The 12,486-nt window shown below is 63.6% G+C and carries 11 protein-coding genes; 6 read left to right on the top strand and 5 right to left on the bottom strand.

All coding sequences use genetic code 11. The features are described 5' to 3' along the window. Genes cobT through ABH922_RS12535 form a run of 3 tightly spaced genes read right to left on the bottom strand, consistent with a single transcriptional unit; the run spans position 1 to position 2,374 of the window. Positions 1-1,131, bottom strand: a complete 1,131-nt coding sequence (cobT, locus tag ABH922_RS12545; protein ID WP_424807229.1) for a nicotinate-nucleotide--dimethylbenzimidazole phosphoribosyltransferase — start codon at positions 1,129-1,131, stop codon at positions 1-3. Beyond that, positions 1,128-1,715 carry a bifunctional adenosylcobinamide kinase/adenosylcobinamide-phosphate guanylyltransferase gene (gene cobU, locus ABH922_RS12540; RefSeq protein WP_424807228.1) on the bottom strand — a complete coding sequence of 196 codons (588 nt, stop codon included), beginning with the start codon at positions 1,713-1,715 and terminating at the stop codon, positions 1,128-1,130. The genes cobT and cobU overlap by 4 nt, the downstream gene beginning before the upstream one ends. A gap of 2 nt (positions 1,716-1,717) precedes the next feature. Next, positions 1,718-2,374, bottom strand: a complete 657-nt coding sequence (locus tag ABH922_RS12535; protein ID WP_424807227.1) for a DUF3043 domain-containing protein — start codon at positions 2,372-2,374, stop codon at positions 1,718-1,720. Between the two features lie 288 nt (positions 2,375-2,662). Between ABH922_RS12535 and ABH922_RS12530 the strand changes: the two genes are divergently transcribed. Then, entirely contained in the window at positions 2,663-3,013 is a 351-nt protein-coding gene (locus ABH922_RS12530) for a HesB/IscA family protein (RefSeq protein ID WP_424807226.1), read from the top strand. 158 nt (positions 3,014-3,171) lie between these two features. Beyond that, positions 3,172-4,146 (top strand): carbohydrate kinase family protein, encoded by a 975-nt coding sequence (locus ABH922_RS12525; RefSeq protein ID WP_424807225.1) that lies wholly within the window; start codon positions 3,172-3,174, stop codon positions 4,144-4,146. A 60-nt stretch (positions 4,147-4,206) separates the two neighbouring features. On the opposite strand, the gene asnB is transcribed toward ABH922_RS12525, so the two are convergent. Further along, positions 4,207-6,132 carry an asparagine synthase (glutamine-hydrolyzing) gene (gene asnB, locus ABH922_RS12520; protein WP_424807224.1) on the bottom strand — a complete coding sequence of 642 codons (1,926 nt, stop codon included), beginning with the start codon at positions 6,130-6,132 and terminating at the stop codon, positions 4,207-4,209. A gap of 320 nt (positions 6,133-6,452) precedes the next feature. Between asnB and ABH922_RS12515 the strand changes: the two genes are divergently transcribed. Both ABH922_RS12515 and ABH922_RS12510 read left to right on the top strand, forming a co-directional pair. Next, positions 6,453-7,520, top strand: a complete 1,068-nt coding sequence (locus ABH922_RS12515) for a cytochrome c oxidase subunit II (RefSeq protein WP_424807223.1) — start codon at positions 6,453-6,455, stop codon at positions 7,518-7,520. Positions 7,521-7,559: 39 nt separating this feature from the next. After that, the gene (locus ABH922_RS12510) at positions 7,560-7,976 is read left to right on the top strand and encodes a cytochrome c oxidase subunit 4 (RefSeq protein ID WP_424807222.1); all 417 of its coding nucleotides are present in this window, start codon (positions 7,560-7,562) and stop codon (positions 7,974-7,976) included. Positions 7,977-8,235: 259 nt separating this feature from the next. Here ABH922_RS12510 and ABH922_RS12505 read toward each other — a convergent pair whose 3' ends face one another. Then, a complete protein-coding gene (locus tag ABH922_RS12505; RefSeq protein WP_424807221.1) occupies positions 8,236-11,619 on the bottom strand; it encodes a DUF4132 domain-containing protein in 3,384 nt (1,127 codons plus the stop codon). A 137-nt stretch (positions 11,620-11,756) separates the two neighbouring features. Between ABH922_RS12505 and ABH922_RS12500 the strand changes: the two genes are divergently transcribed. Next, entirely contained in the window at positions 11,757-12,065 is a 309-nt protein-coding gene (locus ABH922_RS12500; RefSeq protein WP_424809658.1) for an antibiotic biosynthesis monooxygenase family protein, read from the top strand. Positions 12,066-12,135: 70 nt separating this feature from the next. Next, the gene (locus ABH922_RS12495) at positions 12,136-12,372 is read left to right on the top strand and encodes a hypothetical protein (RefSeq protein ID WP_424807220.1); all 237 of its coding nucleotides are present in this window, start codon (positions 12,136-12,138) and stop codon (positions 12,370-12,372) included. Positions 12,373-12,486: the final 114 nt, after the last annotated feature.

The raw sequence follows: 12,486 nt of genomic DNA, 5'->3' as shown, positions 1-12,486 counted from the left end.
TCAGTGTGCCGGGTCGGGTTCGGTGAGATCGAGAGACGGGACGTCGGACTCGGTGCCCACGGCCGAACCCTGAGTACTCACTCCGGCCTCGCCGAACGTCGCCATCTTGCCCAGGATCGCCACGGCACCCTGCAGGATCGGCAGCGCCGTCACGGCCCCGGAACCTTCACCGAGACGCATGTCGAACTCGACGATCGGCTCGAGCCCCATTCGGGTCAGTGCGATCGAATGTGCCGGCTCGGTGGAACGGTGCCCGGCCACCCACCATTCACGGGCGCCGAAAGCCAACTCGTCGGCGACCATCGCCGCCGCCGTGACGACGACACCGTCGAGAATCACCGGAGTACGACGCGACGCCGCCTGGGCCAGGAATCCCGCCATGGCGGCAATGTCCGCACCCGCCGACGTGCGCAACAATGCGACCGCATCACGGGCGTGGGGGCGAGAGCGTCGTAGCGCATCGCGAATGGCTGCAGTCTTTCGGATCCACCCGGCGTCGTCGATGCCGGTACCGCGGCCGACGACCACCACCGGTTCGCTGTCCGTCAACGACGCGATCAAAACCGTTGCCGGAGTGGTATTTCCGATTCCCATGTCACCGGCGATGAGAAGGTCTGCGCCACTGTCGATTTCCTCGTCGGCGATCGCTCGCCCCGCGGCGACCGCGCGTAGGGTTTCCTCCTCGGTGAGGGCGTCCTCGCGGTCGATGGATCCAGACGACTTGCGGACCTTGTGCTGGGAGACGGACGGATCCGTGTCCCCGTCGACGGCAATATCGACCACCCGGACGCTTGCGCCTGCCACCTCGGCCAGGACGTTGACCGCGGCTCCACCGGCGAGGAAGTTCGCGACCATCTGCGCGGTCACCTCCGGCGGATAGGCGGAGACGCCGTTGCGGGCGATACCGTGATCGCCGGCGAAAACCACCACGCGAGGCCTGGCGAACGCGTGTGGAGGACACTCGCCCTGGCAGGCGGCGGCCCACGCCGCCAATTCCTCGAGCCGGCCCAACGATCCGGCCGGCTTGGTCAGGTTCCGCTGGCGGGCGTCGGCCTGCGTGCGGGCATCCCGGTCCGGCGGTGTCACCACGGCGAAGTGGACACTGCCGGTCGAGGTCTCTTCGGTGCTCACGTCGTGCCTTCCGGTTGTGCAGCAGAATCTTTCAAGACGAGCGGCAAGCCGGCCACCACCAACACGACGCGATCGCACACGGCGGCGATACGGGCGTTGAGGGAGCCGATTTCGTCGCGGAACAATCGTCCGGATCGTGTTTCGGGTATCACGGCCAAACCCACCTCGGGGCTCACCAGCACCAGCCGGCCCTGGAACTTCTCGACACTGGAGACGAGGCTGTTCGTCGCGGGCGCGACGGTTCCACGCGGTGCATCCCACGCGTTCTCGCGATCGAGTTCGGTGGTCAACCAGGTTCCGAGATCGTCGACCAACGTTGCGGTGTGTGGATCGTCGCCGAGCTGCGCTGCGAGGTCGCCGTGGGTGGCCGTCTCGACGGTCGACCAGTGATCAGGGCGCCGACGGCGGTGCTGATCTATCCGGCTCTCCCAGTCGGCGTCGGCGACATCGTGCCTGGCCGTTGCGAGATATCGGACCGATGCGGACTCGTCGGACGGTCGACCCGCACAAACCAAATCCTCGGCGTGCGCGGACTTACCGGACCGCGCACCGCCGAGGACGAGGATTCGACACGTGTTTCTCACGCTCAGATTGCGTCGCCGGGGCCCACGCGAGGTTTGGGCGCCCGCAACTTGCGGATCTGCGATGCGCGAACGAAGGCGTACCAACCGAGTTTGAACCCACCGTCGGTGGTGTCGGGGAAGCGTTCGACGACACGATTGTTGATCATGCGGCCGAGCCAGATTCCTTCTCCGACCATGAACAGCATCATCACGAGCATGGCGAGAGTGACGATCTGTTGAAGTGCGGGCGTGACGAACATCGTCATGATCAGCACGAGGGCCAACGGCATGAACAGTCCGACCAGGTTCCGACGTGCGTCCACGAAATCACGAACGTAGGCGCGCACCGGCCCCTTGTCACGGGGGAGGAGGTATTTGTCCTCGCCCGCCAGCATTCGGGCGCGCCGGTCGGCCGCATTGGCGCGGCGCTCGGCCGCGTCTGCCTTGCGTTCCTCCTTGGAGCCGCGGGTGGCCTTACGGCGGGCGCGCGCTTCCTTGGCGGTCAGTGGGGCCGGTGCCACCGGACCGCGACGCTTGGCTTCGGCATCACGGCGCTTGGGCGTCGGGCGCCCCTTCCCTACCTGATCGACAGGTGCTGCTTCGGAGGCAGCAGACGCCTCAGTGACCTCGACGTCACTTTTATCGGAGTTGTCTGAGTCACCGCGGCGTAGCAATTTCACCCCCCCAGGCTATGGGATAACTCGGTGTTCTGGAAACCGACCTCGGTATTTCCCGAAGATCGCGAACCACCAGCACCACCGGCACCACGATCGCCGAGGTAGGCGGCGCGCCGACGTCTACATGGAGGCAAAGGCCCGGAGTGAAACATGCAACCGCCGCACCGTTGCCGGCCGAGCCCGAGCGGATAGTATGAAGAAGAACTGCACTCGGTAGGACTGGCGGGAATAAGTCGGCAGCGGCGTACCGTTGAAGCGTTCACGGGTTGGCACGAACACTAGGGAGAGCCCATGACTGTACAGAACGAGACTGCCGTCCACGGCGTCAAGATGACCGAAGCCGCATCCGCCAAAGCGAAGGCGCTCTTCGATCAGGAAGGCCGCGACGATCTCGCGCTGCGCATCGCCGTGCAGCCCGGTGGCTGCGCCGGCCTGAAGTATCAGCTTTTCTTCGACGACCGCACGTTGGACGGCGACCTGTCCGTCGACTTCAACGGCGTCAATCTTGTCGTGGACCGGATGAGCGCACCGTATGTCGAAGGCGCGTCCATCGACTTCCTCGACACCATCGAACAGCAGGGCTTCTCGATCGACAACCCGAACGCAACGGGTTCCTGCGCCTGCGGCGATTCGTTCAACTGAGTCGGTCGATCAGCACGTAAACACCGTCGCCACTGGCGCGGAACCGTAATGCGGTTCCGCGCCAGTAGTGTGTCCGGGCTCGGCACCGAACCTGGCGCGACAGGCGGTAACGTGAACTTTTTCGGCACTACTCACCCTTAGCTGAAAGGCCTCGATCCGTGACTATTGCGGTAACCGGTTCCATCGCCACTGACCACCTGATGCGCTTCCCCGGCCGCTTCGCCGACCAGATCGTCGCCGACCAGCTCGCCAACATCTCGCTCAGCTTCCTGGTGGACGATCTGGTCATCCGTCGCGGCGGTGTCGGCGGCAACATCGCCTACGCGATGGGTGTCCTCGGCGGATCACCGCTCCTCGTCGGTGCCGTCGGCGCCGACTTCGCCGAATACCGTGCCTGGCTGGAAGACAACGGCGTCGACAGCTCCGGCGTGCGGGTCTCCGACACCGCACACACCGCCCGTTTCGTCTGCACCACCGACGAGGACATGGCCCAGATCGCCTCGTTCTACCCCGGAGCGATGAGTGAGGCCCGCGACATCAGCCTGGCGGCCCTGGCCGAAGCCGGGAACATCGACCTCGTGCTGATCGGCGCGAACGACCCCGCCGCCATGGCGCGGCACACGGAGGAGTCCCGCACACTCGGTATCCCGTTCGCGGCCGACCCGTCGCAGCAACTCGCTCGACTGTCCGGCGACGAAGCGAAAGAGCTCATTCACGGTGCCGAGTACCTCTTCACCAACGAATACGAATGGGGGCTGCTTCAGCAGAAGACCGGTCTGACGGAAGAAGAAATCCGTGGTCAGGTCGGCATTCGTGTCACGACCCTCGGTTCCAAGGGGGTCGACATCGTCGATGCCGAGGCAAACCTGGTGCATGTCGACGTGGTCCCCGAGAACGGCAAGGTCGATCCGACGGGCGTCGGCGACGCGTTCCGCGCGGGTTTCCTCCTCGCACACGGTGCCGGCCTGAGCGTCGAGCGCGCTGCGCAGCTGGGCTCTCTGGTCGCCGTTCTGGTCCTCGAGACCGTCGGCACCCAAGAATGGGTCTTCGATCGTGAGAAGGCACTCGAGCGCCTCGCCGCCGCCTACGGGCCGGAAGCGGCAGGGGAAATCGCGACAATTCTGGCGGCGTAGCTCCCTGTGCGCCTTTCCGGCAGTTCCGACTACCGGAACAGGCGCACAGGGGCTGTGTCCCTAGAGGTTGATCGGATATGCCGGTTCCTGGATCACGGGAACGATCCGCTTCTCGACGAAGATGCCGTGCCAGACCATGAAGATCAGCACCGTCCACAACCGGCGGCTGTGATCGGACACGCCGGCGCGGTGGTCGTCGAGCATCTTCGCAACCGCGGCCTTGTCGAAGATGTGATCGGTGCCGGATTCTTCGATCTGTAGATGCGCCCAGTCGAAGAGTTCGGTGCCGCGTAGCCAATGACGTAGCGGAACCGGGAAGCCCAGCTTCGCTCGATGTAGAACATGATGCGGCACTATGCCTTCCAGTGCCTGCCGCAGTGCATATTTGGTCGTATCCTTGGTGATCTTCTGATCCAGCGGAACCCGCGAGGCGACGTCGAAGACCTCGGAATCGAGGAACGGCACCCGCAATTCCAGCGAATTGGCCATCGTCATCTTGTCGGCCTTGACAAGGATGTCACCGCGCAGCCAGGTGAACAGATCCAAGTGCTGCATCCGTGCCACCGGATCCCAGTCACGAGACTGAGCGTAGATCGGGGCCGTCACGTCCTGATGGGTCCATTCGGGGCGGAAATCACGCAGCACGGCGCGCAACTGTGCGTCGTTGAAGCTGCGGGCGTTTCCGTAGTAGCGCTCCTCGAGGGTCAACGAACCACGGTTGAGCAGACTCTTGCCACGGGTGCCGTCGGGGATGCGCTCGGAGAGTTTGCCGGCCGCTCGACGCAGCGGTCCGGGAAGGTACTCGAACGGCTTGAGCGAGAGCGGCTCGCGGTAGATGGTGTAACCACCGAACAACTCGTCCGCGCCCTCGCCCGACAGAACGACCTTGACGTGTTTGCGGGCTTCCTTGGCGACGTACCAGAGCGGAATCAACGACGGATCCGCCACCGGATCGTCGAGGTACCAGACGATCTCGGGAATCGCGGCGACGAACTCGGCCGGGGAGACCACCTTGACGACGTGCTTGGCGCCGATTGCCTGGGCGGACTCCGCAGCCACGTCCACCTCGGAATAGCCTTCACGCTCGAAACCGGTGGTGAAGGTGATCAGATTCGGGTTGTGGCGGATGGCCAGGGCCGCGATGGCGGTGGAATCGATACCACCGGAGAGGAACGAGCCGACGGTGACGTCTGCGCGCATGTGCTTGGCGACGGAATCCTCGAGGGCTTCGGCGATTTCCTGGTACCGGGCCTTCTCGCTGCCCGCCGCGAACGGCTTCGCCGGGAACTTGGGCGTGAAGTACCGCGTGATCTTCGGCGTTTCACCCGGCCGGATGCGCGCAAAACTTCCGGACTCGAGCCGCCGGATGTCCTTGTGTAGCGATTCCGGCTCCGGAACGTACTGCAGGACGGTGTAGTGCTCGATCGCGCGCGGGTCGAGATCCGTACCGATTCCGATCAGATCGACCAGCTCGAGCAGGCTCTTCTTCTCGCTGCCGAATGCCGTGCCGCCGGTACCTGACGCGATGAACAGCGGCTTGATACCGAACTGATCACGAGCGATGAACAGCTCACGCGTCTTCGTGTCCCAGATTGCGAACGCGAACATTCCGCGTAGTCGACGGACCGCGTCCTCGCCCCAGTAGTGGAACGCCGCGACTATCGCCTCGGAATCGCCCTCGGTGCGGAACTGCGCCTCGTGGTCCTTCGCGAGCTCCGCGCGGACCTCCAGATAGTTGTAGATCTCGCCGTTGAACGTCAGCGCGTACCGCTGCGGGTCCTCCGGCGGGCCCCATCGCAACGGTTGCTGAGAGTGAGCGATGTCGATGATCGCGAGACGGTTGAAGCCGAACACCACGTCGTCGTCGTGCCATGTGCCGTGTTCGTCCGGCCCGCGGTGACGAAGGCAGTGCATCGCATGATCGACCTTCGCGACGGCATCGTCGTTGGTCCCGTGGGAAGTCAGTAACCCGAGCAGTCCACACACAGTGTCCGGTTCCTCGATTCAGGATTATCTTGATCAGCAGGCTCCCGCGCATGACCGCCGGGAGAGGTCTACGAACTCTTGTCGAAAGTATGCCGCAGATCCGGCCGCCGGCCGATCGGCGCGGAACGAATCGCTGTGATGTACGTCCACAAATCGCGCTGAGCAGTTCCTGAGCTGCACCTGAGAGACGTGTGTGACGTCAGACGCGACACGGGCAAGGACCCGAGGATGGATCATGGCCGGCTTTGGTCTACGCTGCGTAGTAATTGGGCCTTCCCTTCGGGCGTGCCCTAGTTGAATTTTGCGGCGATCAGGAAGGCGTGAACGTGGCGCAAGGTCGGATCCTTCGGCGAGCAGGGCTGGCAGTATCTCTGGGCATTGCTGCCTTGCTTCTGTCGGGTTGCTCCATCGACAACAAGGTGCTTCGTTTCGGATGGCCCTCGGGCATCACTCCGCAGGCGACGCGCATGCGTGAACTGTGGACGTGGTCGGTCATCGCTGCCCTCGCCATGGGTGTCATCGTGTGGGGGCTGGTCTTCTGGACCGTCATCTTCCACCGTAAGAAGAAGGACTCACCGGAGTTCCCGCGGCAGACGGCGTACAACGTGCCGCTCGAACTCGGATACACGGCGGTTCCGTTCGTGATCATCGCGGTTCTCTTCTACTTCACCGTCATCGTCCAGAACCACGTTCTGGAGCGGACTGAGAATCCCGATGTCGTCGTCGACGTGACGGCGTTCCAGTGGAACTGGAAGTTCGGGTACCGGACCATCGACCTGAAGGACGGATCAGCCCCGTACAACGGAATCGATGCCGACGCCCAGGCTGCGGCCGAGACCGACGCGACCACCATCGACGAGCACGGCAAGGAAATTCCGGGCCCGATCCACGGCAACAGCGTCCAGGATCTGAGCTACCTGCGCTACGACAAGATCGAGACCGTCGGAACCAGCAGTGAGATTCCGATCCTCGTCCTGCCGACCGGTAAGCGAATCCAGTTCGAGCTCGCGTCCTCCGACGTGATTCACGCCTTCTGGGTGCCGGAGTTCCTGTTCAAGCGCGACGTTCTCCCGAACCCCAAGGAGAACCACTCCGACAACATCTTCCAGATCAGTGAGATCGAGAAGGAAGGCGCATTCGTCGGACGTTGTGCCGAAATGTGTGGCACCTTCCACGCAATGATGAACTTCGAGGTCCGGGCAGTATCGCCGGAGGACTTCGCCAAGTACATCGAATTGCGTAAGGGTGACGAGCAGGGCAACGGTGGTCTCACGACCGCCGAGGCGCTCTCGGCCATCGGTCAGTCGCCGGTCGCCACCTCGACCACGCCGTTCAACACCGACCGCGAATACCGTCAGGCAACCGTCGCCACCACAGCAGGCAACTGAGCCGGCCGGCCTGCTCACTGAACAAGGACAAGTGCTGATATGAAGATCGAAGCCAAGCTCTTCGAGATCCTGACGATGTTCTTCATTCTCGTCGCGATCATCTACGGAGTGTTCACCGCATTCTCCCGCACCGGCATCGAATGGGCCGGCCTGACCGCCATCGTTCTCTCCGCAGGACTGACGCTCATCGTGGGAACCTATTTCCGCTTCGTCGCACGTCGACTGGACACCCGTCCCGAAGACTACGACGACGCCGAGATCTCGGACGGTTCCGGCGAACTGGGCTTCTTCAGCCCGGGTAGCTTCTGGCCGATCCTGCTTGCCGCTGCCGCTGCGTTGGCCGCTGTGTCGCTGGCTTACTTCCAGCCCTGGCTCATCGCCGTTGCTGTCGTCTGTGTTCTGGCCGCAGCTGCCGGCCTCGTGTTCGAGTACTACGTCGGACCCGAGAAGCACTGAGTCGTCGATTTCCGAACTCGCAGCGAAGGCGCTGTACCCCTCGTGGGTACAGCGCCTTCGCTGCGTTTCCTGCCCCGTTTATCGTGGGGACTGCCGTCGCGACGACGTCGAGGTACGGAGAGGGGGAGTGGGTTGTTCCTGATGAGATCAGTTCCGGCTCGGACAGCTATCTCTACAGTGACGTCAGCTCCATCGTGACGAACCGCGCGTACACCGTCGGTGAACCACATCCAGGACGGTGCTCGGTGGAGCCGGTCGGTCACGACGCGAATCCGGCCAGATCCGCGACGAGTTCCGATGCTGTCGCAGGGTCGACGTCGTCGAGAGTTCCGCCGCGCAACTGCACGGACACGAGTGTCTGGTCGGGGTATCCGTGGTACGGGTCGCCGGTCCCCATGCCCGGTTCGAGGCCGAGAAGTACCGACACGGTATCGGTGAGCTGGTAGCGAAGACCCTGACCCCACGAAGCCGGGTTCTCCCACACCGGTTCCCAACCCCGGAACGTCAAGCGCAGAGCCTGGCTCGCGGTCGCGGTCACCCCGGTGAATCGGACCAAGCCACTTCCGTCCACATCGCCGGGAAGTAGGTGATGAACGGGCCGGTCGAGTTGCGGAAATGGTTGCAGAACAGCGCAATCGGAGAACAATTCGGACCACGCACCAATGGTGTCCGGAATGTGTGCCGGATGCACGAGGCCGATGGGTCTGTCAGGCAACTCGACGGTGTTGCCGTCGACGTCGACGAACGTATCGTCCTCCGTCACCCGGAAAACGACGGTGGGTCGGGAATTTCCGTCGAACGCCGCCCACAGCAGCCGTCGTGCGATGTGGATCAGGAGCGGATGTCGGAGAACGAATTCGGTGAACTCGTCCCCGGACCAGCGACGCCCGATCACCATCGACCGATTGAAGCGTTTGATCTGTTCAGCGGCAACAGCTTTGGCTTCGCGTTTGAGGCCGGCGAAGCGCTTCCGCGCAGCGTCGGCCAGCTCGGGGTCGTCCGTGGCGATGGGTTTGGGTAGTCCCGCGGTCTTCTTGCCTGCCTCGTCACGCACGAACGGGACAAGGGTTTCGGTGAAGCCGACCGTGAAGCTGCGCGGTCCGAAATCGAACGTCGTCGTCCCGTCGGGTGCGAGGTCGAGATCGGGAACAGTACGGTCCGCGAGCTGTTCGAGATCTAGTCCGAGAGTATCGGCGATCTCGGTGACACGCTGCCTGGCACCGTTTCTCAACGATGCGAACTTCACCTTCCGAGAAATGTGGTCGAGTTCGGTCAAGGCCCGCGCAGACCCCGACGCGGCCAGTGCATCGAGCCCGAGTTGCGCCCGGACCGCGCCGCCCTCGCCAGGCCACCGACGAACGAGCGGTGCCAGCCTGGCGATGGTGGAATCGTCGCCGAGCAGGCCGAGTGCGAGGATCACCCAGTTGTCCTTGGACGGTGCGCCAGAACCCCACCACCGTTCGAACAGTTCCCACGCGGCAGCGGCAAGCGTCGGCCGGTCACAGAACGCCGACGTGATCTCGAGCCCGGCATAGGGGGCGTCCGCGGTGCTGACGGCGCACATCGTGAGAATGCTCGACACCGCTCGAACAGGCAGCACGGCAGATCGATCCGCTGTCAGAATTCGAGGAAGAGACTCGAGGTCTGCCCAGGTCGGAATCTTGGGCACACGCTTGGGCAGTACCTCGAGCGGATCCAGGTCCACGAGTTGGGCGACGGCATCCGCCGTGGCGCTGCCGTACTGTGCGGCACCGCCGACCACGATCTTCCTGGACGTGGCTCTGGACAGGGCCCGGAGCGCAGCTTCGGCATGATCGCGCCTGCTCCCGATCGGCCCTACCGCATCGGGAACCAACAATGTGACGGCGTCGGCTGCGTGGCGAATCAACCACGACAGCGCCGACTTGCGAAGATTCTTCCTGGTTGCGAACGTGGTGGCCTGTAGTCGTGCCACGTCGAGATCGACAAACGGCATCAGGTAGGGTGCTGCCGCTCCGGGACGAGCGCGGGCGAATTGCAGCATCAGCGGAAGGGCATCCATCCCGAAACGGGCCACTACACGCAGCGGCGCCTTGAGTGAATCACCCGGCCACTGCGTCAGCAGCGGGCGCGCCACGTCGTCAGGAGCGATCAGGAAGATCACCCACGCCTGCCACTCGTTCAATCCACTCGCTGCATGGTCGCGGATGTACTGCCGGTATTGCTCCCACTCGGTATACGAATACTCGTGGGGGGTGTTCCGAAGTTCTTCGAGTTCACCTGGCAGCCAGTCCAGCCGAGAGACGGGTGCGGTGCGGAGTCCCTCGACGGGCTGTGTGCGCACCACCTGCTTTCGGCTCGACCACGGCGGATCGGCGAGGACGGTCGGAAGGTCCGTCGCCTCCGGAATGATCGTCGCCAACTCCTCGATCCGACGGCGGGCTCGCTGAGGCAGCGTGTGGGCCAGTTGGGCGGCGAGGTCCGGATATTTTCGAATGTGCCGGTCGAGTAACTCTGAATTCGTTTGTGCCAGAATGCGGAACGCGCGTCGTGGGAAGTGCGCGCTCGCGCGCGTCATCGCAGGCAACGCGTTCTTCGTGTGTGCCCGTTCGACCAAAGCTGTGAAAGCGCAGTCCGAGGGTATCGCCGACAGTGCGTCCAGGACGCGTAGCCGAACGGTGTCGTTCTCGGCAGTGGTGTAGTGATTCGGCGAGTCGAATGCGTCGGTGAGCAGAGGGACGATGTCGATCCCGACCCCGTCCACTGCTGCGGCCAGCACGTCTTCGTCGTCGATCCAGGTGAGGCGTCCGTACGAACCGGACGACCGCTGAAGCTCGATGGCAGTGTTCGACGACGCGATGAGCTGGGTGTGCCAGTGATAGGGGACCTCGTCGAATCCGGTGATCAAGTCTTCGGACCACCGACGTTCGGTAGGAAAGAGAAACGACGCGGTCAGACGGCGAGTGGTGCCGGTGCGCAACGTGGACGCAACTGCGAACGCATCGGCGTACTCGTCGTCGGACGCGGTGGCCAGGAGCGCTCGCATCCGCTCGAGCATGTGTTCTCGGGGAGTGCCGGTCAGCTGATCATGTAGATTCTCGTACCGCACGAGTTGCTCGACGTATGTGTAACGTGTGGCATCCGCTTCGTAAACGTCGCCCTCGACGACCGGCGAGTCGGCGAACTCGAGCACGGCCCTCCTTTCCCATGTCGAGGAGTTTTCGATTTTCTCCACTCTGATATGCACTTTCCGCAGGTCCGAGGACAGGAGCAACGCTTCGACTGCGAAAGGCATGCCGTGGCGGGCGACCCATCCGTCCACGACGAGGCGGCCGTCTCCAGGCGCGAGGAATTGTGCGATCAGCGCGTGGAAGGCAGCGGCTCCGATCGCCGATACGTCTCCCGCCAGATAGCTTCTGGCAGCAGTGACGAGTGCGTTGGGTTCGGGGTCGTTCACCAACTCCCAGCTCACCCACTTCAGGTACGCCTCGTTCGTCTCGACGGCCTGTTCGAGTGCGGTACCTGCGCCGCTGTCGACGGGATCGACATCCGCGGTGAAGCCGCCGCGTCGTGGGAGCTTCATCGGAATCCATGCGGCCGGCGGTGCGAATGCCGATTCGGAGTCGCCGCTGCCGTCGGTGAGGTTCGTTTCCCGGTGATTCACACAACTCCTCGTGGTCCGGCCATGTGGTGGAGCGACGAACACGATGGTGGCACGACCGACCGACAGGTCGACGATTCCGCACCGGACTCAGGTCCCGCGTACCGCACTGCAGGAAGTGAGTCGTGCATGATGACGACATGATTCTCGAACATGCCGTGCTGCAGGTGGATCCGAACCGATCAGCGGAGTTCGAGGAGGTATTCGATACCGCTCGTGCCATCGTCGCCGCAGTACCGGGGTTCATTCGCCTGCAGCTCTCGCAGTGCATGGAGGTGCGGGGGCAGTACCTGCTGCTGGTCGAATGGGAGAACCTCGAGGCCCATACCGTCGGATTTCGGGAGTCCGTCGGCTACGAGCGCTGGCGCCGACTTCTCCATCATTTCTACGACCCGTTTCCGGTAGTCGAGCACTACGAATCCGTCGCGGAAGTGGGCTCCGTCGAGTGAAGGTAGAGAACAATATTTGGTTCGGCTCACCTGATATTCGGGTATCCGATCCACAGAATGGAGTTCCCCTGTGACCTCGACCTTGATCGACCCGCGCAGAGATGTCGCCCTCGTCTTCGAGAGCGACTGGCATGCAATCGAATCGGCATTGACCCGTCGCGGATTTCTGGCAGGGGCCGGTGGAGCCGCATTCCTGGCGCTCGCGGCGTGCGGCACGCCCACCGCGGAATCTGCCACGGACGTCGAGCGGAAGACAGCCCGTGAACTTGTCAGGAACTGGTCTGCACTCTACGAGACGATGCGCTGACCGCTCGATCAACCGTTGCCGGCCATGCGACGACTCGTCCCGTAACGGGGGAGTGGGTCCGAGCGCACGAGTGGGGCCCCGCACCGAAATCGGTGCGGGGCCCCACTCGTCTGT

The sequence above is a fragment of the Rhodococcus sp. 27YEA15 genome (genome assembly GCF_049739425.1).
In the GTDB taxonomy this organism is placed as follows: Bacteria; Actinomycetota; Actinomycetes; order Mycobacteriales; family Mycobacteriaceae; genus Rhodococcus_F.
Note: the sequence above shows the minus strand (reverse complement) of the source record. Positions and strands in the feature narration are given on the sequence as shown.

Bases quoted from the DNA above. Each gene is read 5' to 3' on its own strand.
- ABH922_RS12530 (WP_424807226.1), top strand. From the start codon at position 2,663: ATGACTGTACAGAACGAGACTGCCGTCCACGGCGTCAAGATGACCGAA.
- ABH922_RS12500 (WP_424809658.1), top strand. From the start codon at position 11,757: ATGATTCTCGAACATGCCGTGCTGCAGGTGGATCCGAACCGATCAGCG.
- ABH922_RS12510 (WP_424807222.1), top strand. From the start codon at position 7,560: ATGAAGATCGAAGCCAAGCTCTTCGAGATCCTGACGATGTTCTTCATT.